The sequence below is a fragment of the Antrihabitans cavernicola genome (genome assembly GCF_008297975.1).
Taxonomy (GTDB): domain Bacteria; phylum Actinomycetota; class Actinomycetes; order Mycobacteriales; family Mycobacteriaceae; genus Antrihabitans; species Antrihabitans cavernicola.
Genome location: NZ_VLNY01000002.1, coordinates 578611 through 604893 on the forward strand (window position 1 = coordinate 578611; position 26283 = coordinate 604893).

The following is a 26283-nucleotide window of genomic DNA, read 5'->3' on the forward strand; positions in this document are numbered from 1 at the left end:
GCGCTCCAGCCGTGAGCTACAGCTTCACCCTCGCCGATGTCGAATTCCTGACCGGCTCGGACGGCATCGGTACGCTCGCCGATGCCGACCGGCTCGAACTCTCACCGGGGTCCTTGCTGCGTGATCTCGGTCGTGCGCGTCAGCAGTTCGGCGACCGATCGACCGCCGTGGTCGAAACTGTGCTGCTACGACGACGATCAGCGGGCAAGATCGTCGGCGGCAGCAACTGGCTCTACACCGACGACGGGTTGCAACAGGCGACACCGTCGGCGGTCGCTCGCAATCGCGCACGCAGACTTGCCGGCCGTGCCGTCCACGACGTCACATGCTCCATCGGCGCCGAGCTGGCCGAATTGGTCGGTGCCGCAACGGAAGTGTTGGGTAGCGACCTCGACCCGGTGCGGCTGCGGATGGCCGCGCACAATGTTCCGGGCGCTGGATTGTTGCGTGCCGACGCGTTGCATCCGTCGTCGCGGGGCACCGTCGTCATCGCGGATCCGGCCCGTCGATCGGGCGGTAGGCGCACGCACGATCCGGCGCAGCTGCAGCCGCCTCTGCCCGATTTACTCGACGCTTACCGGGGTCGCGATCTCGCCGTGAAATGTGCTCCCGGACTCGATTTCGACAAGCTCGAATGGCCCGGTGAGATCGAAGTGGTGTCACTGGACGGTGGAGTCAAGGAAGCGTGTCTGTGGTCGTCGGGCCTGTCCGCCGGGATCGGCAGGCGCGCAAGCGTGCTCGCAAGTGATGGAACCGGGTGGGACATCACCGACGCCGAGCCTGACGATGTGCCCGAGCGCGCCCCGGGGGAGTGGATCGTCAATCCGGATGGCGCGGTGGTGCGGGCGGGTCTCGTTCGGCACTACGGCGCGAGACATGGTCTGTGGCAGCTGGATCCGCGGATCGCGTACCTCACCGGCGATCGCGTCCCGGACGGCGTGCGCGGATTCCGAATCCTGGAGCAGCTCAAGTACACCGAGAAACTGGTTCGGCAGGAGTTGGCGCGTCGTGATTGTGGGTCGCTCGAAATCTTGGTGCGCGGCGTCGACGTCGATCCGGCGACACTGCGGCCGCGACTCAAACTGCGAGGCACCCGGCGGCTGAGCCTGGTGATCACCCGAATCGGCCGCACCGCAGTGGCATTCGTGTGCGACGCGCGAACTACTTGAGGACGAACAGTTCGCCGATCAGGGTTGGGGTGACCACTTCACCCTTCGGACCGATCGACGTGCCGACTGTGAATCCCTTCGCGTCGGGCAGCACGTCCTGGTCGACGGTCGCGCCCGACGTTGTGTCGAACGTCAGCATCGCGAGATCGGGATTGTCGCCGGCGCCGCTGCGCACCACCGTGTAGCCGGTGGATCCGGCGGCTTGAGCGGGAACGCCGAGCTGCACCAGATCCATACGCTCCCAAGCGACTTCGGCCTTGTCTCCGGTATCGCGCAAGGCGATCAGGTGGGCATCCTTGCCGCCGGACGGGATGATCAGACCGTCCGCCGACACCGATGAACTGCCAAGCGGTGTGAAGCCCAGATCGTAGCTCCACTTGGTCTTTCCCGATGCGGCGTCCACGGCGAGCAGGTGTCCCTGGTTGTCAGTGACGTAGACGGTCTTACCGTCGTGCGACAGGCTTGGGCTCGACGCACTTCCGCCCGGGAGAATGTCCGAACTCCAGTTCTGTGTGATCGTCGGGTTGTCGCCGCGCGTGTACGTCAAACCGACAAGCGACGCTGTCGCTGCGCCAGTGCGCCAAACGGTGATGAAGAACTTGCCCGTCGCCGGATCGATCGCCGGCGTGTTGGCGACCGGGCAGCCGGCGGTGCCCGCGAAGCATTCGTTCAGGCCTTGTCCATCCGGAGCTACCGGCAGATTGGGATCGGCAAGGTAGTCGGGTGGCGGCATCAGGCTGAACGGCGGCACGATGCGATCACCGGTCTGCCTGCTGAACACGTCGACCTCGCCGAGCTGGCTCACCGACAGCACGTTGCCGTCGCCGGTGAACTGCGCCGAGATCGGCGTGCCGACCAACTGGGTGCGCCAGCGGAGTTGGCCGTGCTCGTTGAACGAGTTCATGCCACCGTCGTCGCCGACGTAGATGTTGGTCGCGCCGTCCACGATCGGGGTGGACGCCGCCGCCCCCGGCCCCAGTACCGCACAGAAGCGCTTTCGCCCGTTGTCCATCTGAAAGGAGAAGAGATTGCAGCCGCCGTTGGACTTCGTGGTCACGAACAGCTGCCCGCTCGCGGCGATCGTCGCGTACGTGGCGACAGGGCTGCCGATCGGCCGAGACCACGCCATCGAGAGATCCCGCGATCCGGTGACCGTGCTGGTGTCGCTGTTGTGTCCGTCCGAGTGCATCCCGGGCCAACCACCAGCGGAGAGGATGTCGGAATCGCTGTCGCCGGCGCCGCAGGCGGCAAGAACCAGCGTGGATACGGCCAGGAGAACCATTGCCGCCGACCTGCGGAAGCTGCGCTCGAGCGGCAACGATGTCTCCTTGTCTGATCTGAGCAGTCCTGGGCCGATGCTCGGCTCGACCCTATCCCGACCCCGGCGGGGTGTCGGCGACCACGCGGGCGAAAGTAGGCTCTCAGCCCATGACCAGCATGTGGGGCGCACCTTTGCGCACAAGGTGGCGCGGTTCGCGTCGTAACGACAGCGAGCAGGCCAAGTTCCTCACTCTGGAGTCGCTGCGCTGGGTGATCGACAACAAGGCGTACACGCTCTGGTACCTGATTCGGTACTACCGCCTGATGAAGTTCAAGCTCGCCAACCCGCATGTGGTGCTGCGCGGCATGGTGTTCCTCGGCCGCAATGTCGAAATCCACGCGACGCCCGATCTGGCCCGACTCGAGATCGGCCGGTGGGTCCACATCGGCGACGGCAACGCGATCCGCTGCCACGAAGGGTCGCTGCGGATCGGCGACAAGGTGGTGTTCGGTAAGGACAACGTGGTCAACACCTACCTCGACATCGAGATCGGCGCGTCGACGCTCGTCGCCGACTGGTGCTACATCTGCGATTTCGACCACAAGATGGACGACGTCACCATGCCCATCAAGGACCAGGGCATTCTCAAGGGCCCGGTCCGGATCGGGCCCGACACCTGGGTGGCGGCCAAGGTGACGATTCTGCGCGGCACCCGGATCGGTCGCGGTTGCGTGCTCGGCGCGCACGCGGTGGTCAAAGGAGAAGTTCCGGACTACAGCATCGCCGTCGGCGCACCCGCCAAAGTAGTGAAGAACCGCAAGGAGGCGTGGGAGGCCGGCGCTGCGGACCGTGCCAAGTACATTGCGGCACTGGAAGATATCGAGCGCAAGAAAGCAGCTCGCGCCGCGCAGCGATGACGAGAGTCGGTCAGGGGACCTTCGGCAGATTGTCCGGTACCAGTATGGCGATGCGTGAGAGGCTGGAACGAGAATGCTGAGAGAAGCCGCCGTCGTCGCACTACTCGTCCTGGTCGCTGGATGCGGCAGCGACAGTGAGTCTGCGCCACCGAAAACCCCAGCCGCTGAACCGGGCAAAGCCCCTGTCGTCACCGATGCGCTGCCAGGCCGGGTCGTCCGTGTGGGCGACGCGCCCGAGGGCATCGTGATCGGCACGTCCGGAATCGCTGCGGTCGGTGTACGCAACCCCGATGGTGTCGCTCTGGTCGATGCCGCCACGGGTGCGGTGCGGCAGACGGTGCGCACGCAGGGCGCACCACGACATCTCGCGCTTGCCGGACCCGACGGCCCGCTGCTGGTGCCACTCGAAGGCAGCAACGAGCTCTTGGATGTCGATCTGGCGACAGGCAAGGTGATCGCAACTGTCGGGGGAGTCGGGCACCAACCGCACGACGTCGCGCAGACGTCTGACGGCACCCGCGTCGTGACGAACGAACTGGGCGGCGGCATGGTGTTCGTTCGCAACAACGCTGTCGCGTCGTCGGTACCGCCGGGACCGCCGCAGCCCGGTGGTGTCGCTGCGGTCGGTCCCTATGCCGCCGTCGCCGACGTCCAGGGCAACGGTGTCTTCGTCTACGACGGCGCGGCGGGCAAGGAAGTGGCGCACGCGCCTGTCGGCAAGAAGCTGACGCACATCGTCACGATGGTGGATCGAACCGTCGCCGTTGCCGACACCGACGGCGGGGCGGTGTTCGTCGAAAGCGTCACCCCGGACGTTCGGCAGGTGGCTCGTATCGATGCTCCCGGCAACCCCTACGGATTGGCCTACAACGCGCGCCGGGGGCTTTTGCTGGTGACACTGACCGCGACCAATATGTTGCGGGTCATCGATGTGTCGAACCCGTCGGTGCCCAAGATCCTGGGCGACTTACCGACCGTTCGACAACCCAATTCGGTTGCGGTGGAGCCGAACACCGGAAACGTACTGGTCACCGGCAGCGATCCCGGCGGCGACAGTTCCCTGCAGATCATCGATGTGAACGAACTGCCGTCACGGTAGATCGCGCTCCGGCAGCGGTCGCTCTACCACTTCCGGTCGGTGCAGCGGATGGCGTACCCGGCGCTTGGCTGCGAGGTACACCTGAGCTGTTTCGCGGGCGACGACGTGCCAGTCGAAGTCGGCGGTCAGTCGCTCGCGCGCGGCCTTGGCGCGCACCTGGGCTGCTGCGGGATCGTCGAGCACCTCGCGTACCGCCGACGTCAATCCGGCAACGTCGCCCGGCAGGAACGACACGCCCGTCACGCCGTCGACCACGGCCTCGCCGAGCCCACCCGCTGTCGACGTGACCAGCGGGGTACCCGCAGCGGCGGCTTCCAACGCGATGATGCCGAAGGGCTCGTAGCGGCTCGGCAGCACGATCGCATCGGCGCCGTGCAGCCAGCCGAGCAGTTCGGTATGGCCGAGCGTTCCGACGAAGGAGACGGACCGAGCGACACGGTGCACGCGGGCCTGCTCGTAGAGCCAGTCGTACTGAGTGCCCTCGCCGGCGATGGTCAGCGTGGTGCCCGGGTGGCTGCGCCGAATCCTGGGCAGCGCCGCGATGGCGTCTTGGATGCCCTTTTCGTACTCGAGGCGCCCGACGAACAGCAGGCGCGGCGGACCGGAGCGGGGCTCGCGCTTGCGGTAGCGCCACGTGGTGACGTCGATTCCGTTGCGTATCACCGTGACTGGAGCAAGATCGGGGCCGTAGAGGCGCGTCACCTCGTCGTGCATGGATGCCGAGCAGGTGATCAGCGCGTCGGACTCGTTGGCCAGCCACCATTCCACCGAATGGACCTGGCGGTTGATCCGACCGGACACCCAGCCGCTGTGCCTCCCGGCCTCGGTGGCGTGCACGGTGGAGACCAGCGGTACGTCGTAGTGCTCGGCGAGCGCGATGGCCGGGTGCGCGACCAGCCAGTCGTGGGCGTGGACCACATCGGGCTGCCAGCCGGCACCGACGCCGGGCTTGCCGAGCGCCAGTCCCTCGCGGACCATGGCGTGCCCCATTGCCAACGTCCACGCCAGCATGTCTTCGCCGAAGAGGAAATGTGGCGGGTCCTCGGCAACCGCGACGACCAGAACACCGTCGGTGATGTGGGTGTGCGTCGGGTGAGTCGCTGAGTCGGTACCCGACGGCCGCCGCGACAGGACGACCACCTCGTGGCCACCCGCTGCCAGTTCCGTCGCCAGATGGTGGACATGGCGACCGAGCCCACCGACGACCACCGGCGGGTACTCCCACGACACCATCAAGATCTTCATGTGGCTCCCTGATCGGGCAGACGCCTACTCATGTCAAACGCCGCGCGTCGAGACCGGGAAAGAGCCCGTCCGCGTTGTTCCATCCTGCCGCCAGACGCTGTGCTCGCGCGACTTGACCGGCGGAAACGGCCTCGGCGATCTCGCGAACAGCGTGCGCATGCAGGTGTGCGCGGTCGCGTGCGTAGCCGGCAGCGGAGTCTTTGCTGACCATGAACGCCCAGTCGCTGGACACCGCCATCAGGGCTTCACGAAGGAGCTGATCGTTGACCCGATCGCGTAGTTCGACGCGGTTGGGGGCGTGGTTGGCCTTCCGCGCCTTGTCGACGGTCTCGAGGGCGGTCGCCACCACTTCGTCGTTGAGTTGCACCAGGTCGGCGACCTGTTTTCCTGCCCACACGCGCCAATCCTTGCCGGAGCCCCACGACGAATCGGCGAGGTCGACCGGTGTGCCGATGTACCCGTGATCGCGCGCGTCGGAGAGCGTGCCGACGGTGATGCCTGCCTCCGGCAGCGCGGTCAACAACTGCTCCAGCCACTGCGGGCCCTCGTGCCACCAATGGCCGAACAACTCGGTGTCGAAGGCGGCGACCACCAGCGCTGGTCTGCCGATGCGATCGGATTCGGTCCGCAGCCGCTTGCGAACGGTCTCGACGAAATCGTCGACATGTCTGCCGATCGCGGCGGCTGCGAGATCCGGATCGTATGGAGCCTTGTCCTCGCCGGACACGCTACGACCGGTGACGCGGGCAGGTTTGAGGCCGGTGTCGTGGTCGTAGGTGTGAAAGTCGCGGTAGGCGCCGTGGCCCGGGTAACCGGACTTCGGCGACCAGACGCGGTAGCTGGCCTGCAGATCACGACCGAATGCGACGACGTCCGACTCGCGGACGGTTCTACCCAGCGAGGTGTCGCCGCGCAGGGCGGGTCCGTCGACCATGAAGTGTCGGACGCCAGCAGCGTGGTACCCGATCTCCATGCCGGGGGTGAAGCCGCACTCCGGCGCCCAGATACCGGCGGGAGTGGTGCCCCAGCGGGCGTTGGCGTCGGCCAGACCCTCGGACAGCGAGAATGCACGCATTCGCGGATCGAGCAGTGGCTGGAACGGGTGCGCGAGTGGTCCACCGAGCAATTCGATGGTGTCCGCATCGATCAACGACCGCAGGATCGGCGAAGCACCGTGGCGCCAGTTCTGCTCGAAATCCTCGATCGCCGCCGACGACAAGCGGTGCTCGCGAGCGCCGAGCGCCCGGTGATCGGCGCTGGGCATCAGCGCGGCTTCGTGTGCCCGCAGCTGCCAGTTGCCGAGCCAGTGATGCATGCCCGCCAGACAGTGCGGATCGTCGAGCTGGGCGGCCAGCACCGGCGTGATGCCGAGACTCAGCTGGCGTGATTTACCTTGGTCGGCAAGTCGTTTCAGCACCCCGACCAGCGGCAGATAGGACGCTGCCCACGACTGGTAGAGCCACTCTTCGCCCACCGGCCAGCGGCCGTGATTCGCCAACCACGGCAGGTGCGAGTGCAGAACCAGGCTGAACATGCCTGGCTCGCGTTCGGTCACTCGCCGGACCCTTTCGCGGCGGTGTCTTTAGAAGCGACGGCCACCAGATCGAGGCTGGCGTCGATATCGGGTTCGCGCAGGTCGAAGTCGTCGGTGGTGACTGCGGCAACGTCTGCGGTGAGAGCTGCAGGCCACGGTTCACCGGCCAGTGCCCGCTCGATCTGGGCGTCGATGAACGAACCGCCGTGCTTGGTGTCGAGTGCCTGCAACGCCGGACCGTGGTGCACGCCGGTCATCAGGTCGACGGTGAAGCCCGCTTGCTCGAGCAACTCCGTCAGTTCGGCGGCGTTGAGCTCGCGCGTATGGAACGGATTGAGAGGTGTGTCACGCCCGGGGGAGAACGTGATGCGATTCGGTGTACTGATCAGCAGGTGGCCGCCCGGGCGCAACACGCGGAAGCATTCACGCAGAAATTGCAGTTGATCCCACAGATGTTCGATCACCTGGAAATTGACAACGACATCCACCGACGCGTCGTCGAGGGGCAGGTCGGCGAGGTTGCCCTGCCGCATCTGCACCCGGGGGTAGCGCGCGCGGACGTGCTCCACCGCACCCGCGTCGTAGTCCACGCCGACAACCGATCGTGCGACGTCGGCAATCATGTTGGCGCCGTAGCCTTCTCCGGATCCAGCTTCCAGAACGTCTTTGTTCGCGCAGCGGGTGAGCAGGTCGCGGTAGACCACCTCGTGCCTGCGGAACCAGTAGTTCTCCTCTGGAATGCCGGGCACGGTGCGCTCGCCGGTGAGGGGAAGTGGTTCGAGATCATCGACTCTCACCGACGGCTCGGCGCTGCTCACAGATGGTTCGGTCACGGCCCCGACGTTAGTGCCTGAGGTGCTTGACGTGGGTGGGCGGTCGGGCGCATAGTCGAACAGTGGGCAAGTTACTGGCGAGTAACTTCTCATGGGGTAATCTCTCGCACAGCTATACGGCGCCCCAGGCGTACCCATGATCACCAGTGCCACCCAGCGGCTCTGGAACACAGCGTTTAGAAACACCGCGGCGCTCACCTGAGCCTCGCATCCTGACGCAGCTACTACAGGAGGTCGACGAAGACCCATGCCGAACATCGTCGTTTTGATCAAGCAGGTCCCCGATACGTGGTCCGAGCGCAAGCTCACCGACGGCGACTACACCCTCGACCGTGAGGCTGCCGACGCGGTTCTCGACGAGATCAACGAGCGTGCGGTCGAAGAAGCATTGCTCATCAAGGAGGCCCAGGGCGGTGAGGTGACCGTGCTGTCCGCAGGTCCCGACCGCGCGACCGACGCCATCCGCAAGGCGCTCTCGATGGGCGCCGACAAGGCCGTGCACGTCAACGATCCGGCACTGCACGGCTCCGATGCCGTTCAGACCGCATGGACGCTGGCAGGCGCACTCGGCCAGATCGAAGGCGTCGAGCTGATCATCGCCGGCAACGAGGCCACCGACGGTCGCATCGGCGCGATCCCGGCGATCATCGCCGAGTACCTGGGCATCCCGCAGCTCACGCATCTGCGCAAGCTGACCGTGGACGGCGACAAGGTCACCGGCGAGCGCGAGACCGACGAAGGTGTTTTCACCCTCGAGGCCGGACTCCCCGCGATCGTCAGCGTCAACGAGAAGATCAACGAGCCCCGCTTCCCCTCCTTCAAGGGCATCATGGCCGCGAAGAAGAAGGAAGTTCAGACGCTCACCCTCGCCGACATCGGCATCGATCCGGAGACCGTCGGCGTTGCGAACGCAGGCACCACCGTGACGAGCTCCACCCCCAAGCCGCCGCGCACCGCGGGCGAGCGGGCAACGGACGAGGGCGAGGGCGGCAACCAGATCGCTCAGTACCTCGTGTCGCAGAAGATCATCTGACCGGCGCCCCCCAGAGACTGAAACCGATACCGAGGAGAAGCAAGACATGGCAGAGGTTCTTGTGCTCGTAGAGCACGCAGAGGGTGCGCTCAAGAAGGTCAGCACCGAACTCATCACCGCCGCCCGCGCATTGGGCGAGCCGGCCGCAGTGGTCACCGGTCCCGCGGGCACCGCTGAAGCGCTGGCCGAGGCACTCGCCGCCGCGGGCGCCGAGAAGATCTACGTCGCCGAGTCCGACGACATCGAGGGTTACCTGGTGACCCCCAAGGTCGACGTGCTCGCGTCGCTGGTGGAATCCGCAAGCCCGGCCGCGGTCATCACCGCGGCCAGCGCCGAGGGCAAAGAGGTCTCCGGACGTCTTGCCGCCCGCATCGGCTCGGGCCTGCTCACCGACGTCATCGAGGTGAAGTCGGACGGCAGTGCCGTGCACTCCATCTTCGGTGGCGCGTTCACCGTCGATGCCAAGGCGAACGGTGACGTCCCCGTCATCTCGATTCGCCCGGGTGCAGTCGATGCCCAGCCGCAGGCCGGCGCGGGCGAGAAGGTGGCCGTCGAGGTGCCTGCTCAGGAAGACGGCGCCGTGAAGATCACCAACCGTGAGCCGATCGTCGGTGGCGACCGCCCCGAGCTCACCGAGGCGACGGTCGTCGTTTCCGGTGGTCGTGGTGTCGGCAGCGCGGACAAGTTCTCCGTCGTCGAAGAGCTCGCCGATTCGCTGGGTGCCGCAGTCGGCGCGTCGCGTGCGGCAGTCGACTCGGGTTACTACCCGGGCCAGTTCCAGGTCGGCCAGACCGGTAAGACGGTCTCGCCGCAGCTCTACATCGCGCTCGGCATCTCCGGTGCCATCCAGCACCGGGCGGGCATGCAGACGTCGAAGACCATCGTCGCGGTGAACAAGGACGAGGAAGCCCCGATCTTCGAGATCGCGGACTTCGGCATCGTCGGCGACCTGTTCAACGTCGCGCCGCAGCTCACCGAAGCGGTCAAGAAGCACAAGGGATAGCACCTATCCCCGCAGACGGCCCCGTTCCCATCGTGGGAGCGGGGCCGTCTGCCGTCTCAGGCGACGACCGCCGCAGCAGTCTCGCCGTCGGCAGGCGCCTTCGGTGTGGACCTCGGTAGGAAGAACGCGGGGATGAGGGTCAGCAGAACGAGGACGAACGACACCACGTAGGTGTGGGCGAATGCCGTTGCGGCACTTTCGCGAATCTGCTCGAGCACCTGCGGGGGCACGTTGGCGGGAGGACCCCCAGTGGGTGAACCGCCCGCTCCCTCGTGCGTAAGAAAGTTCGTCAGCACCACCGATATCGCCGCGGCGCCGATGGAGAAGCCGGTCTGGTTGACGATGTTCATCAGTGTCGATCCGCGTGCGACCTGTGCGTGCGACAGCGTCTGTATGGCAGCCGTCATCGTCGGCATCATGGTGGCGCCCATACCGAGGCCCATCACGAACAACGATCCCTCGATCAGCAGGAACGACGTGTCGGAGCCGATGCGGGTGAACGTCGACAGGCCGATCGCGATTACGGTGACACCGGTCAGCACGATCTTGCCAGGGCCGATCTTGTCGACCAGTCGGCCTGCGATCGGCATGGTGATCATCGCGCCCAATCCCTGTGCGGCATTGAGCAATCCGGAGTGCAGGGTCGACTCGCCACGTACCTGCTGCAGGTAGAGCTGCAGCAGCAGCTGGGCGCCGAAGAAGGCGGCGGCGAACAGGACCATCGTCAGCACCGCGTATCGAAGTGCGCTGTTGCGGAACAGGTGCACGTCGATGAGCGGATGCTCGATGCGTAGCGCGTGGACGACGAAGGCGGCCATCAACACCACGCCGAGGATCGCAGGGATCAGCACCTTCGCGGCCATGACGGTGCCCTCGCCCGGGATCGACGAGACGCCGAACAGGAAGAGCGCCAAACCCGGTGACGCCAAGAGCATCCCGACGACGTCGAACGATTCGGACGGCTCCGGTTTGTCCTTCGGCAACACGATGAACGCGAGTACCAGCGCGATCGCACCGATCGGCACGTTGATCAGGAAGATCCAGTGCCAGCTGAAGCTCTCGATGAGCCAGCCGCCGAGGATCGGTCCGCCGATCGGGCCGAGCAGCATCGGCACGCCCATGATCGCCATGACGCGCCCGATCCGCTGCGGACCGGCCGCGTGGGTCAGGATCGTCATGCCGAGCGGCATCAGCATGCCGCCGCCGAGACCCTGGATGACGCGGAAGGCGATGAGCGACTCGATGTTCCATGCCGTGCTGCACAGCACCGAGCCGAAGACGAAGAACGCCATCGCGAGCATGTAGAGCCGCTTGGTGCCGAACCGATCGGCGGCCCAGCCGGTCACCGGGATGACCGTCGCAAGAGCGAGGGTGTAGCCGGTCATCGTCCATGCGGCGATGGCGGGCGTGGTGTGGAACTCGATCTGGAACGTTCGCAGGGCAACGTTGACGACGGTGACGTCGAGAATCGACATGATCGCGCCGAGCACCACAACGCCCGCGACTCGCAACACCGCGGGATCGAGCTTGTCGGAAGCGGATTCGGTATCCGGAGGTCTGGTCACCGCTTAAGCCTGGCACTCGAAAAGGGCTTTGACCAGACCATGTCCGGTAGGTCCGTTTCTCGCACGTTTGCGACGCTCGACTGCACTGGCTCGGGCGAGCATCATCGACCCATGACACCACTGCAGCGCTATATCGCCGAAGAGATCGCCGTCGATCACGCCGACGGGATCTTCACGCGGCGCGAAGCGATTCGTCGGCTCGGGTTGTTGGGGATTGGAGTGGCGGCGGCGAGTTCGTTGCTCGCGGCGTGCTCGTCGGATTCCGGCACCACCGCGGCGTCGACGACCGCTGCCGCGACACGCACCGACGGACCGCCCCCGGGGATGACGGGCGCCGTCGCATCCGAGCCTGTGACGTTTGCCGGACCGGAGGGTCGCACGTTGCAGGGTGCTTGGGCGGCCGCCGCCGAGCCGCGTGGATCTGTCCTGGTGATCCACGAGAACAAGGGCCTTACAGACCACATCCGTTCCGTCGCAGGGCGATTCGCAGGTGCGGGCTACTCGGCGATCGCTGTCGATCTGCTGTCGGAGGAGGGCGGCACCGCCAAGTTCACCGATCCGGCGGAAGCGACCGCCGCGCTCGCGAAAATTCCGGCAGACCGCTTCGTCGCCGATATGAAAGCGACCGTGGACGAGTTGGAGCGCCGGGTGCCTGGCAAGAAAGCCGCTGCGATCGGCTTTTGCTTCGGCGGCGGGCTGGTCTGGCAATTGCTCGCGTCCGGTGAACCGCGACTTGCGGCCGCGTCGCCGTTCTACGGGCCACTGCCGGAGAATGCCGATTTCGGCGGCTCCAAAGCGGCGGTGCTCGCGGTCTACGCGGCGCTGGACACCCGGGTCAGCGCATCCCGTGACGCTGCCACCGCGGCCTTGGTCAAGGCGGGACTGGACCACCAAGTGGTCACCGAGCCCGGCGCGGACCATGCGTTCTTCAACGACACCGGCCCGCGCTACAACCCGACAGCCGCCAACGACGTCTGGAAGAAGGTCCTGGACTGGTTCGGGCGCTACGTCGGATGACGCTGGTGGTAGCCGTTGACGGACCGAGCGGATCGGGGAAGACGACGTTCGCCGCCGAACTCGCGGCCGCATTGGACGGCGACGTAGTCGTGCTGCACATGGACGATCTGTACGCCGGTTGGGACGGGCTGGTCGACGGCGTTGCGGTGTTGGCGTCGGACGTGTTGGAGCCAGTCGCAGCGGGGGAGCGGGCGTCGTATCGGCCGTGGGATTGGGAATCGGGTGTTCGTGGCTCGGCGGTGGTGGTGCCTGCGGTGTCGGTGCTGATGGTCGAAGGTGTCGGGTCGAGTGCGCTGCCCGCCGGGAAGTTCGCCGATTACGTCGTCTGGCTCGAAGCCGGGAGCGAGGTGCGCTATCAGCGCGCGATCGCCAGGGACGGCGAAACCTTTGCAGCGCAGTGGGATCGGTGGGCAGAGCAGGAACGTGCACTCTTCGATGCCGACGATACGAGGGCGCGGGCGGATCTGATCGTGCTCACGGACTGACGCGGACCATTTCGCCTGCTGCGGGCACAATTGCACCCGCACGGCACTAAACGGCCCGCCGAAAGCCGCCAACGGGCTTGCATGAAGCTGCTCGGCGGCGGGCGAACGCTCGCTCGAAGCGTGCCCGCACTTCCGCCGGGCGGGTCAAGTCGGCCCAGTTCCACCGCACCATCTCCCAACCCATATCGCGCAGGCTGTCTTCGCGGAGCTTCTCCAGGTACACGGCGTCGCCCGGCTGTTGGCCCGCGCGTAAGTATTTTCCGTACTTGACCTTGCCGTCGAATTCGCCGATCACCCCGTGGCCCTCGAAGAAGAAGTCGCTGCGCCCGATCTGTTGGCCGTCGCCGTCGAAGAACGACGTTTGCAGTTCCGGCGCCGGTTGCCGTGCAATCAGTCCGACGCAGCGCAGCATCACCGGAAACGACGGCCTGCTCGAAGGTGGCTGTTCGCGCAAAGTCCACGACTGCCCGCGCAAGGCCCACCAGTGGCACGTCGTCGACGGTCTGCACGTCGTCGACGGGTCCGCTGTGCACATGCAATTGACGGGTCTTGTAACCGCCTGCGGATCGATTGCGCGTGACATGAACTCGGTCCAACGGTGCGGCCCACACTGTGACGCCGTCCATCACCAGTGCGCTGTGATGGTTCACGACCGCCTCCGGTGACAGTGCGGGGAGCATCGCTACGACGAGTGCTCGATGCCGGGCGATGTCGTCGAGCGTCGCAACGACTTCGGGCGGCACGTAGTAGCCGGGCCGCAACGCTGTCCAGCCGTCGCGGGTGCACAGCGCTCGCAGCTCGGCATCGGTGAAACCGGAGGCGAGGGCGTCGCCGCGACGTATCGGTTCGCTCATGCACCTCATCGTCGCCGACGGTCCGTACCCGACACCCTCGAAAAGCGGCTGCCTGTGGATAACTTTCGGAGGTTTGCAGCGTCCCCAGCAGGCGATATCGCGTGCTGCGGGCGAAATTGTGCCCGCAGCGCAATGTTTCGCCCGCAGCATCGTTGCAGGTGAAACCAGCCCGCCACCTGCGTTAACCGAACCTGCATCGACACGACACCCAACGGTTCCCCCAGCGCTTTACTGGCTGGTTAAACAACCCGCATGACACCTTTGTCGGTACTGAGTCCCCCCAGTGATGTCACCGCACGGCCCCGGTATTCGCTGATCGTGTCGTCCGACCGGGAACACCGGTTGGCGGCACAGCGGCTGCGCTACAACGTGTTCACCTCCGAACCGGGATTCGCCATTCCGGCCGACCCCAACGGCCTCGACGCCGACCGGTTCGACGATTTTTGCGACCACCTCCTTGTCCGGGACGAAGTGACGGAGGAATTCGTCGGCTGCTACCGGATGCTGCCGCCCGACGGCGCTGCCGCTGCGGGCGGCTACTACACCGCCACCGAGTTCGACGTCTCCGCGCTGGACCCCGTCGGCAACCGCATCGTCGAGATGGGGCGCGCCTGCGTGCTGCCCGAACATCGCAACGGTTCGACGCTGACGCTGATGTGGGCCGGAATCCTGCACTACATCCAGCTGACCGGCTACGAGTGGGTGATGGGCTGCGTGTCCGTCCCCATGCAGGAAAGTCCCGAAGACCGGATCGGCTCCCACGTACGCGGTGTCCGCGACATGCTGATGAAGCGGCACGCGACGCCGGAGACGCAACGAGTGCGGCCGTACAACCCGGTGATCGTGGACGGGATGGCGCTCGACGACATCGCAGCACCGGAGAAGGTCAAGGTGCCGCCGCTGCTGCGCGGCTACCTGCGTCTCGGCGCCACGATCTGCGGCGAGCCCGCACACGACCCCGACTTCGGCGTCGCCGACTTCGTTGCCCTCCTGGGTCTGCACGAGATCAACCAGCGCTACCTCGAGCGTCTGCAACAGGCAGCGGCCACGCTGGAGGGTGATCTCGGATGACCACCGCGACTGCACCGCTTCCGGAGCTCGTCGCAACCACCCACGACTGGATGCCGTCGAGCCCTTGCGGCACCGGCTGCATCGACACCGACGCCGATACGGTCAGCAACACCGAGTTCGCGATGCGTCTCGCAACGGTAGTCGCGCTGATGGCGACCTTTCCCGTTGCCAACACCGTCGCCAAACGCGGATGGCGCAATGCTGTGCAGCGTCGCTACGCCCGAGCCCTGCTCGGCTGTTGTGGGGTGGAGCTGCGGATCGTCGACAACCGCGGCACGGATACTCCGGGTATCACGTTCGCCGAACCCGGCGACGGAGTGCTCGTGGTGTGCGGCCACGTCGGCTGGACGGACATTCTGGTGCTGGCGGCAGTGCAGCCGGTGAGCTTCGTCGCCCGCGCCGACCTGATCGACTGGCCCATCCTCGGCTCGCTGGCCCGGCGGATGCGGGTCATCCCGATCGATCGGGCAAACCTTCGGAAGCTGCCCGCGGTGGTCGCGCAGATCGCCGATCGGATCTCGGCGGGCGAGCGCATTGCGGCGTTCCCGGAGGGCACCACCTGGTGTGGACGGGCGTACGGCAATCTGCGGCCCGCGCTGTTCCAGGCGGCCATCGACACCGACACCGCCGTTCAGCCCGTCAGGCTGCAGTACATCGGCGCTGACGGCGCCCTGTCGACGACACCGGCCTTCGTCGGCGACGAGACTATGGCGCAATCCCTGCTGCGGATGCTGTGGTCCACCGGTACGACGGCCGAAGTTGTGCTCGCCCCCGTGGAGCAGCCGGGAACCGATCGGCGCGATCTGGCCGCTCGCTGTGAGCGTGCAGTCCGTGGCCACGTCCACCTCGACTTCGCCGAGCACGGCGTTCTCGAGCCCGGACAGCGCAACACGGTCCGGCAGCCTGCCGAACCGGTGCCGGAGTCCTGCATAGCCTGAGTGGAGCGGAAACAAGGCTGCGTCGCAGCGGGCTATCCTTGTCGAGTTATGACTTCGGCTAGCACCGGCTCCGCCCACAACGGCGCAGCCTCTCCGGTCTACCTCGATCACGCGGCAACCACACCGATGCTGCCTGCGGCAATCGAGGCGATGACCGCTGTCTTCGGCACCGTCGGCAACGCATCGTCGCTGCACGGTTCCGGTCGGGCAGCGCGACGGCGGGTGGAGGAAGCCCGCGAAAGCATCGCCGCGAACCTCGGCGCCCGTCCGTCCGAGGTGATCTTCACCTCAGGTGGGACCGAAAGCGACAACCTCGCCGTCAAGGGCATCTACTGGGCCCGACGTGATGCCGACTCCCGCCGCCGCCGGATCTTCGCCAGCGCGGTAGAGCACCACGCAGTGCTCGATGCGGTGGAGTGGCTGGTCCAGCACGAGGGCGCCGAGGTGACCTGGCTGCCGGTCGACGACAACGGCGCGGTTCATCCGGAGACGCTGCGTGCCGAGCTGGCCGTCCATGCCGACGAGGCCGCGTTGGTCACCATCATGTGGGCCAACAACGAGGTCGGCACCATCATGCCGATCGCGGAGCTCGCCCAGGTGGCCCGCGACTTCGATGTTCCGATTCACAGCGACGCGGTGCAGGCTGCGGCGCAGTTGTCCATCGACTTCGCCGCGAGCGGGCTTTCGGCTGCGAGCATCGCGGCACACAAGTTCGGCGGCCCGCTCGGCGTAGGCGCATTGCTGATCGGCAGGCAGGTTCCGTGCGTGCCGCTGCTGCACGGCGGCGGTCACGAGCGCGATCTCCGGTCCGGCACACCCGACACGGCAGCCGTCGTCGGGATGGCCGCCGCATTGCGGGTGACCGTCGAGGATTTGGATTCTCGCGCACTGCATCTCGCCGGTTTGCGCGATCAGCTGATCGACGGCGTGCGTGCCGTTGCTCCCGACGCCGTGTTGAACGGGCCGGTTGGCGATGCCCGGCTGCCGGGCAATGCGCACTTCACCTTTCCCGGCTGTGAGGGTGACTCTCTTCTGATGCTGCTCGACGCGGCGAGCATCGAATGCTCCACAGGATCCGCGTGCACGGCAGGCGTCGCGAGGCCGAGTCACGTGCTGATCGCCATGGGTGTCGAACCGGGTGCCGCGCGGGGCTCGCTGCGATTCTCGTTGGGCGCCAGCTCTACTCGCGCCGACATCGACGCGTTGATGGCAGTTCTGCCCCAGGTTGTCGACCGTGCCAAGGCGGCCGGGCTTGCCGGCGCCGGAGCGAAGGGCGGCCGCTGATGCGCGTACTTGCCGCAATGAGTGGTGGCGTCGACTCCGCGGTTGCCGCCGCACGCGCGGTTGCCGCCGGGCACGACGTGGTCGGCGTGCATCTCGCGCTCTCCAGCGCACCCGGCACCCTGCGTACCGGTTCTCGCGGTTGCTGCTCCAAAGAAGACGCCGGCGATGCGCGGCGTGCCGCCGACATGCTCGGAATACCTTTCTACGTATGGGATTTCGCGGATCGGTTCAAGGAAGACGTGATCGACGATTTCGTCGAATCGTACGCGGCGGGCGAAACCCCCAACCCGTGCCTGCGCTGCAACGAGAAGATCAAGTTTTCGGCTCTGTCCGACCGCGCGATCGCGTTGGGATTCGACGCCGTCGCGACCGGACACTATGCCCAGCTACAGGACGGCGTGCTGCGACGCGCGGTCGATGCCGACAAGGATCAGTCCTACGTGTTGGCCGTGCTCACCGCAGATCAGTTGTCGCGGGCCATGTTTCCGATCGGCGACACCCCGAAGTCGCAGATTCGTGCCGAAGCCGCCGAGCGCGGACTTGCCGTCGCGGACAAGCCGGACAGTCACGACATCTGCTTCATCCCCTCCGGTGACACTCGCGCGTTCCTCGGCGCAAAGATCGGCGTCCGACCCGGCAAGGTAATAGACGCCGACTCCGGCGTCGAGTTGGCCGATCACGACGGCGTTCACGGTTTCACCATCGGTCAGCGCAAGGGCCTCGGTGTGCAAGGACCTGCGGCGGACGGTCAGCCGCGGTACGTCACGGCGATCGAGCCCGAAACCGGCACTGTGCGTGTGGGTTCCGCGGAACGGCTGCAGGTGTGGTCAGTGGGTGCGGACCGTGCGATCTGGACATCCGGTTCGGTGCCGGACGGACCGATCGAATGCGTCGTGCAGGTACGCGCGCACGGCGGCCTCGCCGAAGCAGTTGCCGAAGCAGTCGGTGACGGTATCGAGGTGAAGCTGCGCGAGCCGTTGACGGGTGTCGCGAAAGGGCAGGCCATAGTGCTCTATCTGCCGCATGCGTCGGGCGATCAGGTTCTCGGCAGCGGCACCATCGCGCGCACCGGCAACCAGTGGTGACGCTGCCTGACGCACTCGTCGGCGTGGCAACCGGCGTCGGATCGTGGCCTGGCACCGATCCGCGCGAGGCAGCGGAAATCGTTGTCGGCGAGCTCGGTCGGCTGCCGCACCTTGTCGAGCTGCCCGCCCGCGGCGTCGGAGCGGACATGATCGGTAGGGCGAGCGCGCTGCTCGTCGAATTGCCGTTCGACACCACCACTCGGGGGTATCGCATCACCGCTCGTCCCGGTGTCGCGGCCAAGCGGGCGAACGAGTTGCTCCGACGTGACCTCGATGCGCTCGAAGAAGTCTGGGAGACACAGGGTCTCAGCGGAACCGGCACCGTCAAGGTGCAATCCTGCGGACCATTGACGTTGGCGGCCGAGGTAGAGCTGGTCAACGGGCATCGCGCCATCACCGATGCCGGTGCGCTGCGCGATTTCGCCGATTCGCTCGCGGAGGGACTGACCAGGCACGTCGCCGAAGTGCGTCGTCGCCTCGGTGCCGACGTGGTCGTGCAGCTCGACGAGCCGCTACTCGGCAAGGTGCTCGCCGGATCATTGCGAGGCGTGACAGGAATGGAACGCGTCCCTGCGATGCCCGCGCCCGAGGCGCAGTCGCTGCTCGACGGTGTGATCACCGGGATCGGTGCTCCCGTCGTAGTGCACTCCTGCGCAAAGGCGCCGCCGCTGGATTTCCTACAACGCAGCTCCGCCATCGCGGTGAGTATCGATGCAACCCTGTTGACCGCCAGGGATCTCGACGGTGTCGGCGAACTGCTGCAGGCAGGACAAGGGTTGCTGCTGGGGTTGGTGCCGTCGATCGCGCCGTCGAAGCCGCCGACCTGGCGTGATGTCGCGGAACCTGCGTTGGCATTGCTCGACCGGCTCGGCTTTCCGCGCTCGATCCTGCGTTCTCAGATCGCCGTAACGCCGACCTGCGGGCTGGCCGGCGCATCGGATGCGTGGGCGCGCACCGCCGTGCGGTTGGCCGCAGAAACTGCGCGCGCGTTCTCGGAGGAGCCGGAGTCGATCGCGCGGCTCGGCCAGGACTAAACCTCGGCTGCCCGAGCTTCGGGCTGGAAGCCGGAGCACAAGAGCTCGAGCGCCTGGATCCGCTCACCTGCCGTGGCGAAGACGTGCTGCTCGACGACTCGCCCCGCTCCGTCTGCCGACATCATTCGGATCCGCCAACGCAGATACATGCGGTTGCCGACCTGACCGATGCCTGCGTCCAGCACCTCGTATCCGTCGTCCCCGCCGAACCAGGTCTGGAACCGTTTCGTCGTGTCGTTGGCGCCGGTCAACTCGAACGGTCCGGGCGGAATCAGCGCGCGGAAACGAACTTCGGGATCCAGGCACGAGGCCAGCGCCGCAAAGTCGCGCTGTGCAAGAGCGTTGATCAGTAAGCCGGCAACGGGCCATGCCGCAGTGTCGCCAGCGGTCGCTATAGCAAGTGAAGTAGTCATAGAAGACGTTCTACGGCGGCGTCGATACCGTCACATCTGTCAATTGCCCGAGTTATCGGGAACCAGGCCGTGCCGCATCGCGAACATCGCTGCCGCACCTCTCGTACTGACGTCGATCTTGGTGTAGATGTGCTCGATGTGGCTGCCTACCGTTCGCGGTGTGATCGACAGATGCGCAGCGATTCGCTTGTTGGGCCAGCCGCGCACCAGCAGCACAAGGACCTCGACCTCACGTCGCGTCAGTCCGGCGATCATGTCGGGTCGGCGACCGAGATGGTGGCCGGCGGCGGCGAGGACGGCTCGGACTGCGGCGGCGTCCAGTCGTCCCGCCGTAACCTCGTCGGCGAGTATCTGCTCGCGGTCGATCCGGCCGAAAGCTGCACGGTGCGGGCGCTCTTCGCTCAACGCCTGGTACACATCGGCTGCTGCGAGTAGCCGCGCGGCAACCGGGATCATCGCGCCGGTCAGTCCACGCGGATAGCCCGACCCGTCCATGCGTTCGTGACACATTCCCGCAAGGGCGCCGATCTCGGCGAGCCGCGGCTGCCGAGACAGAACGCGTTCGGTCAGATACGGCACCGTCCGTACGCGTTCTCGTTCGATAATCGAGAGGGCGCCGGGCTTGTCCCAGATGCCGGTCGAGACGCCGATCACGCCGATTCGGCTGATCAACGCCGCCCTCTCGACTGTCTCGACCTCGTGCGGGCGCAGTCCTAGGACGCCCGCGGCTTCGGCGGCCAGCGCGGCGGTCGCTCGCGAATGTCCAAGGAACCACGTCGATTTCAGATCGGCATAGTCCGCGAAGATCGTCAGAACGTCTTTGAGTTCGGGTCCGTCCAGGCGACGATCGAGTGCGGAACAACCATCGATGACGACGCTCCACGCATCGACCCCGTCCACGTCGCCGAGGATTCGATCGGCATCACGGACACACACGTCGACCAGCGCTGGGTCGAACTCGGTGCCGCTGCGCTGGCGGAGCATCGCAAGAGCAGACTCCACACCACCGATTCGGCAGTACACCTCGGCGTCGTCGGCGATCTGGACCACCCGCATGACCGGCTCTATCTCCTCGCCCCGCAGTTTCGCTGGGACGCCTTTGCCATCCCAACGCTCGAATGCGTGCGGTAGGGCGCGGCGCACGTCGTCCTGCAACCCGAGGCGACCGGCGATGTCGCTTGTCGTTTGACAGTGCGCGACAAACGAGTTCGCCGCATCTCGGATTCCGCTCGTGAGCAATCGCCCGACCATCGTGATCCGCCGCAGCGGCGGTTCACCGACCGCCAGATGATCCAGCAGGAAACGGAGCATCGGTAGCCCGGTTCTGTCCACTTGGTAACTGTCCGAACGGACTTGGCGGTCGTCGCCGTACCACTGGGACAACTCGAACGAATCGGCGACGCAGCCCACCCAGGCGAGCAACGAAACATAGAAGGTAGCGGCCTGCGCATCCGTCGACATGTCTGCTGCTGCTGCCAAGCGCGTGGCGATGACCGTCTGTCTCAAGACGTGTTCCTGTGGGACACCCAAACCGAGGTCGGTCGCCAGCGACAGCGATGCGATCATTTCCGCCAGCCGAACGTCCGACCTCGCGCTCTGCGCCATGACTACCAAGCGTACGACCGACTCGGTCGGCGCGATACGCAGTCCATTCTTCGTGTCGGCCGCCTGAGCTAGTCTTCGATGGTGCAGCAGAACGAGTCGGACACCCCGCAGGCACCGGCATCGAGTGCCGATCGCGAACAGTGGCAGCAACTTGCCGAAACCGTCCGCGACCACCAATTCCGCTACTACGTGCGCGATTCGCCTCTCATCACCGACGGCGAATTCGACGCGCTGCTGAACCAACTGATCGCACTCGAAGACGCACATCCCGATCTGCGTACCCCTGATTCGCCGACGCAGCTGGTGGGTGGTGGCTTCGCGACCGAATTCACCGCTGTCGATCATCTGGAGCGAATGCTCAGCTTGGACAACGTCTTCGACGAAGACGAGCTGCGCACGTGGGCCAAGCGGGTGGAGCTGGAAGTTCTGGGTCGCTCCGCAGGCTCCGCTCCCGCGACTGGCCCGGATCTGCACTACCTCTGCGAAGTCAAGATCGACGGCGTCGCACTGAATCTGGTCTACGAGAACGGCAAACTCGTCCGCGGTGCCACCCGTGGTGACGGTCGCACCGGCGAGGACGTGACGCTGAACGCGAAGACGATCTCCGACATCCCCACCCAGCTGACCGGCACCGACGAATTTCCGATCCCGACCCTCCTCGAGGTCCGCGGCGAGGTCTACTTCCGGCTCGAAGACTTCGAGATCCTGAACGCCGCGATCGTCGCCGAAGGTAAACCGCCGTACGCGAATCCGCGCAACACGGCAGCCGGGTCGTTGCGGCAGAAGGATCCATCGGTCACGTCGCGGCGCAATCTGCACATGTACTGCCACGGCTTCGGGCGAATCGAAGGTTTCACCGCCGCTTCGCAATTCGAGGCGTACCAGGCCTTGGAAGCCTGGGGTCTGCCCGTGTCGCCGTACACCAAGAGGGTCAAGGGCGTCGAGGCGGCAATCGATCGGGTTCGGTACTGGAGCGAGCATCGCCACGACATCGAGCACGAGCTCGACGGTCAGGTCATCAAGATCGACGAGACGGCGCTGCAACGGCGGCTCGGGTCGACGTCGCGTGCGCCGCGCTGGGCGATCGCCTACAAGTACCCGCCCGAAGAGGTCACTACGCGGCTGCTCGACATCCTGGTCGGCGTCGGTCGCACCGGCCGAGTCACGCCCTTCGCGTCGATGGAGCCGGTGACGGTGGCGGGCTCGACGGTCTCGCGTGCCACGCTGCACAACGCGTCCGAGGTCAAGCGCAAGGGTGTGCTGATCGGCGACATGATCACCATCCGCAAAGCGGGAGATGTGATCCCGGAGGTGCTCGCGCCGGTCGTCGACGCGCGGACCGGTGACGAGCGCGAGTTCGTGATGCCGACCGAGTGCCCGGAATGCGGGACCACGTTGGCGCCGTCCAAAGAAGGCGATGCCGATATCCGGTGCCCGAATACTCGCAGTTGCCCAGCACAGTTGCGCGAGCGGATCTTCTACATCGCCAGCCGATCGTCGTTCGACATCGAGGCACTCGGATACGAGGCTGCCGTCGATCTGCTGAAGGCCGACGTTCTCGTCGACGAGGGCGGACTGTTCGCGCTCACCGAAGAAGACCTGCTGCGCACGTCGCTGTTCACCACCAAGGCAGGATCGTTGTCCGCGAACGGAAAACGCCTGCTGGACAACCTGGATGCGGCAAAGGATCGACCGCTTTGGCGGGTGCTGGTCGGTCTGTCGATTCGGCATGTCGGGCCGACGGCGGCGCGGGCGTTGGCGACCCAGTTCGGCAGCCTCGACGTTATCGTCGCCGCCTCCGAAGAGGAGTTGGCCGCCGCCGAGGGTGTCGGTCCGACGATCGCCACCGCAGTCGTGGAGTGGTTCGCAGTCGATTGGCATCGGGACATCATCGAAAAGTGGCGTGCCGCAGGCGTTCGCATGGAGGACGAGCGCGACGAGTCGGTCGAGCGCAATCTCGAGGGTTTGTCGATCGTGGTCACCGGATCGTTGGAGAACTACTCGCGAGACCAGGCGAAGGAGTTCATCGTCGCTCGGGGCGGCAAGGCCGCCAGCTCGGTATCGAAGAAGACGGCCTATGTGGTGGTCGGAGAGTCACCGGGTTCCAAGCACGACAAGGCAATCGAATTGGGCGTGCCGGTTCTGGACGAAGAGGGCTTTCGGAAGCTGCTCGAAGGCGGACCGGACGCAGTCGCAATCACCGAATAGGGGCGGGGCATGACCGATGTACTGATTGCGGGAGCCGGACCGACGGGACTGGCCCTGGCGTTGGATCTGGCTCGTCGGGGAGTGGACGTTCGCATCGTCGACAAAGCCGCAGAGCCCTTCGCCGGTTCGCGCGGCAAGGGGCTGACTGCACGCACCCAAGAGGTGTTCGACGATTTCGGCCTCGTGGACACCCTGTGCGACGCGGGGTTTCGCTATCTCCGGCATCGTGTCCATGTTCGAGGTGAGGTGATCAACGACTCCGCGCCCGACGCGGAGCGGGTCGCCACACCGGATCGGCCGTACCCGAGCGGTCTGATCATTCCGCAGTGGCGGACAGAGCAGATTCTTCGCGACGGGCTGAACGAGGCCGGTATCGAGGTCGAACAGTCCAGTGGCGTAGTCGATTTCGCCCAGAACGATGGATCGGTGGTCGTAAACCTCGAAACCGGTGGACGAGTAGAGGCCGCGTACCTCGTCGGTTGCGACGGCGGCAGAAGTACGATCCGCAAGGCGTTGGACATCGACCTGGTCGGCGACAGCGGTCCGCAGGGCATGCTGCTCGGCGACGTCGAAGTCGAGGGCCTGGAGCCGGACGCCTGGTACCAGTGGTCGCATCCCGAGCGTGGATTCGTGGCGTTGTGTCCCTTCCGTAACGTCTCGTCGTGGCAGTTTCAGGGAGTTCCGTTCACGGACTTCGGTCCCGACATGGAATTGCCGGAGCCGTCGTTGGAGCGCTTCCAACGGATCGTCGACGACATCACGGTCACCGCGGGTATCCGGCTGTCGAATCCGACGTGGTTGTCCACCTGGCGGGTCAACGTGCGCATCGTCGATCGGATGCGCACGGGACGCGTGTTCCTCGCAGGCGATGCGGCGCACATCCATCCGCCTGCGGGTGGGCTCGGCATGAACACCGGTATTCAGGATGCGTACAACCTGGGCTGGAAACTCGCCGCCGTCATCGGCGGGATGCCGGACGCACTGCTGGACACCTACGACGCCGAGCGGTTGCCGATCGCGCAGTGGACGCTGGGCTTCAGCACCGCCGGGCTCGAGCGGGTGGCCGCCGACATGGTCAGCGACAAGCCGAAAGGTATCGCGGTGGGTGCGGCGGACGCTCAGCAGTTGCAGCTGGGGTATCGCTCGAGTTCGCTGTCCGATGCTTCGACCTGGCGTGGCGACGGCGTCCAAGCGGGGGACAGGGCCCCAGACGCGCCGTGCAGGCTGCCGAACGGCGAGCCTGTCCGAATTTTCGACGTTCTTCGCGGACCGCACTTCACGGTGCTGGGGTTCGGGAAGTCTGCGATCGCCGCTGCGGCACATCTCGGCGAACGCTACTCGGGTGCTCACCTCAGCTGCGCAGTAGTCGATCACGAAGCCGGAGCGGGCATCGACGTCATCGATCACGACGGGCACGCGCGTGGTGGTTACGGGATTGCGGGCGACGCCGTGGTGGTCGTGCGGCCCGATGGCTACATCGGGCAGATCGTGGACGTCGCAGACGCAGCGCGGGCCGCGGACTACCTGGACAAGTTGTTGCCGCGCAAGTAATCCTACGGCGCGACCGAACTCCAGTCGGCGAAGCCGGACGGATCGTGCCGACCGAAGCATCCGTGCTCGAACATCCCTACTCCGTGCACGCCATCGCAATCAGCGATCGTGGGATACTCGTTGACGCCGTAAGGAATTCGGCCTGCCACGGCAGGATCCGTCAGGTCGTAGACGGTACGCGACACCCACCCTCGGCCGCGCCATTGCCCGTGCGACCAGTCCGGGTCGCCGCCGTAGCCGCCGCCGACGTGCAGGGCCATGCCGTCCCGCGTCGTCAACGCGATCGTCACCGGCGTACCGGTTCGATCGGTCAGATGTATGGTGGCCGCGTCCGGGCGCCGCGTGCCCGATCGGTAGTCGATGTCGATGCGCGGCCAACCGAGTTGCTCGATCCGCCCGTCGTCCCAGATCCGCGTTGCGTCGTTGAGTATGCGGAAACCGTCGGGGTTTTCCTGGGCGATGACGATGATCGAGAATCCTTCGAACCGAAGCGGCAGGTAGAGCCACCAGAAGCCCTCGGTCGGGGCTTCCGCGGTACGGCCCGCTGGATCCGGGTCGCCGACCGGTCGAATACCCCACGAACGATCGCGCGTTCCCATCCAGCGATCGGGCGTCACCGAAACGTCCTCGCCGTCGACTGCGATGGTTCCACTCCAGGCGCCGGTCTGCGCAAATCTGCTGGCATCGAGAATCGGACGGGTCGAGGACATCATCAGATGCGGCGGTTCCTGCACCGCCGCGCAGGTGGCCTCCCAGGTGAGATCGAATCCGAGCCCGCCGTCGTCGCCGCCGCAGACAACCCTGAGCCTGCAAAGTGGCTCGACCACCTCGATTCGATAGTCGCCGACGGCGAGGTCGAGTGATCGGTGCTCGAGTGCGTCGGAGAAACGCACAGCCCATTGCCGGTCGCCTTTACGCGCGATGGCGAATGCGTCTACTACGCCAAGGTTCGGGTAGACGCCGAAACCGCTAACCAGAAACAGATCTCCGTCAGGATTGATCGCGTTGAGGTAGGACCGATCGTAGAAGTTCTTGTCGCTGGTATCGACCTGCGCCATCGACAGCGGAGTCTGGTGAAT

At 65.9% G+C, this 26283-nt stretch carries 23 protein-coding genes; 14 read left to right on the forward strand and 9 right to left on the reverse strand.

Going from position 1 to position 26283, the window contains the following annotated elements:
* The first annotated feature begins 11 nt into the window (after positions 1-11).
* Positions 12-1169, forward strand: coding sequence for a THUMP-like domain-containing protein (locus tag FOY51_RS06460; RefSeq protein WP_149429341.1), 1158 nt, complete (start codon positions 12-14; stop codon positions 1167-1169).
* On the opposite strand, the gene FOY51_RS06465 is transcribed toward FOY51_RS06460, so the two are convergent.
* A complete protein-coding gene (locus tag FOY51_RS06465; RefSeq protein ID WP_149429537.1) occupies positions 1162-2451 on the reverse strand; it encodes an outer membrane protein assembly factor BamB family protein in 1290 nt (429 codons plus the stop codon). The two genes, FOY51_RS06460 and FOY51_RS06465, sit on opposite strands and share 8 nt — an antisense overlap.
* A 146-nt stretch (positions 2452-2597) precedes the next feature.
* On the opposite strand from FOY51_RS06465, the gene FOY51_RS06470 reads away from it, so the two are divergent.
* Positions 2598-3347: an acyltransferase gene (locus FOY51_RS06470; RefSeq protein WP_149429342.1), complete on the forward strand. Its 750-nt coding sequence runs from the start codon at positions 2598-2600 to the stop codon at positions 3345-3347.
* Positions 3348-3420: 73 nt separating this feature from the next.
* A complete protein-coding gene (locus FOY51_RS06475; protein ID WP_149429343.1) occupies positions 3421-4446 on the forward strand; it encodes a YncE family protein in 1026 nt (341 codons plus the stop codon).
* On the opposite strand, the gene FOY51_RS06480 is transcribed toward FOY51_RS06475, so the two are convergent.
* From FOY51_RS06480 to FOY51_RS06490, 3 genes are read right to left on the reverse strand one after another with little or no spacing between them, the layout of a single operon-like run.
* Entirely contained in the window at positions 4438-5691 is a 1254-nt protein-coding gene (locus FOY51_RS06480) for a glycosyltransferase family 4 protein (protein ID WP_149429344.1), read from the reverse strand. The two genes, FOY51_RS06475 and FOY51_RS06480, sit on opposite strands and share 9 nt — an antisense overlap.
* Before the next feature lie 28 nt (positions 5692-5719).
* Positions 5720-7225, reverse strand: coding sequence for a 1,4-alpha-glucan branching protein domain-containing protein (locus tag FOY51_RS06485; RefSeq protein WP_149429538.1), 1506 nt, complete (start codon positions 7223-7225; stop codon positions 5720-5722).
* Between the two features lie 17 nt (positions 7226-7242).
* Positions 7243-8151 carry a class I SAM-dependent methyltransferase gene (locus FOY51_RS06490; protein ID WP_149429345.1) on the reverse strand — a complete coding sequence of 303 codons (909 nt, stop codon included), beginning with the start codon at positions 8149-8151 and terminating at the stop codon, positions 7243-7245.
* A gap of 154 nt (positions 8152-8305) precedes the next feature.
* On the opposite strand from FOY51_RS06490, the gene FOY51_RS06495 reads away from it, so the two are divergent.
* Both FOY51_RS06495 and FOY51_RS06500 read left to right on the forward strand, forming a co-directional pair.
* Entirely contained in the window at positions 8306-9091 is a 786-nt protein-coding gene (locus FOY51_RS06495; RefSeq protein ID WP_149429346.1) for an electron transfer flavoprotein subunit beta/FixA family protein, read from the forward strand.
* Positions 9092-9137: 46 nt separating this feature from the next.
* Positions 9138-10094 (forward strand): electron transfer flavoprotein subunit alpha/FixB family protein, encoded by a 957-nt coding sequence (locus FOY51_RS06500; RefSeq protein WP_149429347.1) that lies wholly within the window; start codon positions 9138-9140, stop codon positions 10092-10094.
* A 56-nt stretch (positions 10095-10150) separates the two neighbouring features.
* Here FOY51_RS06500 and FOY51_RS06505 read toward each other — a convergent pair whose 3' ends face one another.
* Positions 10151-11659, reverse strand: a complete 1509-nt coding sequence (locus FOY51_RS06505) for a DHA2 family efflux MFS transporter permease subunit (protein WP_149429348.1) — start codon at positions 11657-11659, stop codon at positions 10151-10153.
* A 111-nt stretch (positions 11660-11770) separates the two neighbouring features.
* On the opposite strand from FOY51_RS06505, the gene FOY51_RS06510 reads away from it, so the two are divergent.
* Both FOY51_RS06510 and FOY51_RS06515 read left to right on the forward strand, forming a co-directional pair.
* Positions 11771-12676: a dienelactone hydrolase family protein gene (locus tag FOY51_RS06510; RefSeq protein WP_149429349.1), complete on the forward strand. Its 906-nt coding sequence runs from the start codon at positions 11771-11773 to the stop codon at positions 12674-12676.
* Entirely contained in the window at positions 12673-13161 is a 489-nt protein-coding gene (locus FOY51_RS06515) for a nucleoside/nucleotide kinase family protein (protein ID WP_149429350.1), read from the forward strand. The genes FOY51_RS06510 and FOY51_RS06515 overlap by 4 nt, the downstream gene beginning before the upstream one ends.
* Positions 13162-13207: 46 nt before the next feature.
* On the opposite strand, the gene FOY51_RS06520 is transcribed toward FOY51_RS06515, so the two are convergent.
* Positions 13208-13696, reverse strand: coding sequence for a hypothetical protein (locus FOY51_RS06520; RefSeq protein ID WP_149429351.1), 489 nt, complete (start codon positions 13694-13696; stop codon positions 13208-13210).
* Positions 13697-14267: 571 nt separating this feature from the next.
* Between FOY51_RS06520 and FOY51_RS06525 the strand changes: the two genes are divergently transcribed.
* From FOY51_RS06525 to FOY51_RS06545, 5 genes are read left to right on the forward strand one after another with little or no spacing between them, the layout of a single operon-like run.
* Entirely contained in the window at positions 14268-15086 is an 819-nt protein-coding gene (locus FOY51_RS06525) for a GNAT family N-acetyltransferase (RefSeq protein ID WP_149429352.1), read from the forward strand.
* The gene (locus tag FOY51_RS06530) at positions 15083-16024 is read left to right on the forward strand and encodes a lysophospholipid acyltransferase family protein (protein ID WP_235916151.1); all 942 of its coding nucleotides are present in this window, start codon (positions 15083-15085) and stop codon (positions 16022-16024) included. Before FOY51_RS06525 ends, FOY51_RS06530 begins: the two co-directional genes overlap by 4 nt.
* A 48-nt stretch (positions 16025-16072) precedes the next feature.
* Positions 16073-17308 (forward strand): cysteine desulfurase family protein, encoded by a 1236-nt coding sequence (locus tag FOY51_RS06535; protein WP_149429353.1) that lies wholly within the window; start codon positions 16073-16075, stop codon positions 17306-17308.
* A complete protein-coding gene (gene mnmA / locus FOY51_RS06540; protein ID WP_149429354.1) occupies positions 17308-18393 on the forward strand; it encodes a tRNA 2-thiouridine(34) synthase MnmA in 1086 nt (361 codons plus the stop codon). Before FOY51_RS06535 ends, mnmA begins: the two co-directional genes overlap by 1 nt.
* The gene (locus FOY51_RS06545; RefSeq protein WP_371830410.1) at positions 18390-19427 is read left to right on the forward strand and encodes a methionine synthase; all 1038 of its coding nucleotides are present in this window, start codon (positions 18390-18392) and stop codon (positions 19425-19427) included. The genes mnmA and FOY51_RS06545 overlap by 4 nt, the downstream gene beginning before the upstream one ends.
* Here FOY51_RS06545 and FOY51_RS06550 read toward each other — a convergent pair.
* Both FOY51_RS06550 and FOY51_RS06555 read right to left on the reverse strand, forming a co-directional pair.
* Entirely contained in the window at positions 19424-19840 is a 417-nt protein-coding gene (locus FOY51_RS06550) for a nuclear transport factor 2 family protein (RefSeq protein WP_149429355.1), read from the reverse strand. The two genes, FOY51_RS06545 and FOY51_RS06550, sit on opposite strands and share 4 nt — an antisense overlap.
* Before the next feature lie 39 nt (positions 19841-19879).
* The gene (locus tag FOY51_RS06555) at positions 19880-21445 is read right to left on the reverse strand and encodes an HD domain-containing phosphohydrolase (RefSeq protein WP_149429356.1); all 1566 of its coding nucleotides are present in this window, start codon (positions 21443-21445) and stop codon (positions 19880-19882) included.
* 81 nt (positions 21446-21526) lie between these two features.
* Here FOY51_RS06555 and ligA point away from each other — a divergent pair, with 81 nt between their 5' ends.
* The gene (gene ligA / locus FOY51_RS06560) at positions 21527-23653 is read left to right on the forward strand and encodes an NAD-dependent DNA ligase LigA (RefSeq protein WP_235916152.1); all 2127 of its coding nucleotides are present in this window, start codon (positions 21527-21529) and stop codon (positions 23651-23653) included.
* Between the two features lie 9 nt (positions 23654-23662).
* On the forward strand, positions 23663-25204 hold the full coding sequence (locus FOY51_RS06565) for an FAD-dependent monooxygenase (RefSeq protein ID WP_149429358.1): 1542 nt from the start codon (positions 23663-23665) through the stop codon (positions 25202-25204).
* 2 nt (positions 25205-25206) lie between these two features.
* Here FOY51_RS06565 and FOY51_RS06570 read toward each other — a convergent pair whose 3' ends face one another.
* On the reverse strand, positions 25207-26262 hold the full coding sequence (locus FOY51_RS06570; RefSeq protein WP_235916153.1) for an Rv3169 family protein: 1056 nt from the start codon (positions 26260-26262) through the stop codon (positions 25207-25209).
* Between the last annotated feature and the right edge of the window lie 21 nt (positions 26263-26283).

Coding starts and splice junctions, on each gene's coding strand:
- FOY51_RS06475 (WP_149429343.1), top strand. CDS start 3,421: ATGCTGAGAGAAGCCGCCGTCGTCGCACTACTCGTCCTGGTCGCTGGA.
- FOY51_RS06485 (WP_149429538.1), bottom strand. CDS start 7,225: ATGTTCAGCCTGGTTCTGCACTCGCACCTGCCGTGGTTGGCGAATCAC.
- FOY51_RS06515 (WP_149429350.1), top strand. CDS start 12,673: ATGACGCTGGTGGTAGCCGTTGACGGACCGAGCGGATCGGGGAAGACG.
- FOY51_RS06550 (WP_149429355.1), bottom strand. CDS start 19,840: ATGACTACTTCACTTGCTATAGCGACCGCTGGCGACACTGCGGCATGG.
- FOY51_RS06565 (WP_149429358.1), top strand. CDS start 23,663: ATGACCGATGTACTGATTGCGGGAGCCGGACCGACGGGACTGGCCCTG.
- mnmA (WP_149429354.1), top strand. CDS start 17,308: ATGCGCGTACTTGCCGCAATGAGTGGTGGCGTCGACTCCGCGGTTGCC.
- FOY51_RS06535 (WP_149429353.1), top strand. CDS start 16,073: ATGACTTCGGCTAGCACCGGCTCCGCCCACAACGGCGCAGCCTCTCCG.
- FOY51_RS06530 (WP_235916151.1), top strand. CDS start 15,083: ATGACCACCGCGACTGCACCGCTTCCGGAGCTCGTCGCAACCACCCAC.
- FOY51_RS06465 (WP_149429537.1), bottom strand. CDS start 2,451: ATGGTTCTCCTGGCCGTATCCACGCTGGTTCTTGCCGCCTGCGGCGCC.
- FOY51_RS06500 (WP_149429347.1), top strand. CDS start 9,138: ATGGCAGAGGTTCTTGTGCTCGTAGAGCACGCAGAGGGTGCGCTCAAG.
- FOY51_RS06520 (WP_149429351.1), bottom strand. CDS start 13,696: ATGTGCACAGCGGACCCGTCGACGACGTGCAGACCGTCGACGACGTGC.
- FOY51_RS06470 (WP_149429342.1), top strand. CDS start 2,598: ATGACCAGCATGTGGGGCGCACCTTTGCGCACAAGGTGGCGCGGTTCG.
- FOY51_RS06510 (WP_149429349.1), top strand. CDS start 11,771: ATGACACCACTGCAGCGCTATATCGCCGAAGAGATCGCCGTCGATCAC.
- FOY51_RS06570 (WP_235916153.1), bottom strand. CDS start 26,262: ATGGCGCAGGTCGATACCAGCGACAAGAACTTCTACGATCGGTCCTAC.
- FOY51_RS06480 (WP_149429344.1), bottom strand. CDS start 5,691: ATGAAGATCTTGATGGTGTCGTGGGAGTACCCGCCGGTGGTCGTCGGT.
- FOY51_RS06490 (WP_149429345.1), bottom strand. CDS start 8,151: ATGAGAAGTTACTCGCCAGTAACTTGCCCACTGTTCGACTATGCGCCC.
- FOY51_RS06495 (WP_149429346.1), top strand. CDS start 8,306: ATGCCGAACATCGTCGTTTTGATCAAGCAGGTCCCCGATACGTGGTCC.
- FOY51_RS06525 (WP_149429352.1), top strand. CDS start 14,268: ATGACACCTTTGTCGGTACTGAGTCCCCCCAGTGATGTCACCGCACGG.
- FOY51_RS06555 (WP_149429356.1), bottom strand. CDS start 21,445: ATGGCGCAGAGCGCGAGGTCGGACGTTCGGCTGGCGGAAATGATCGCA.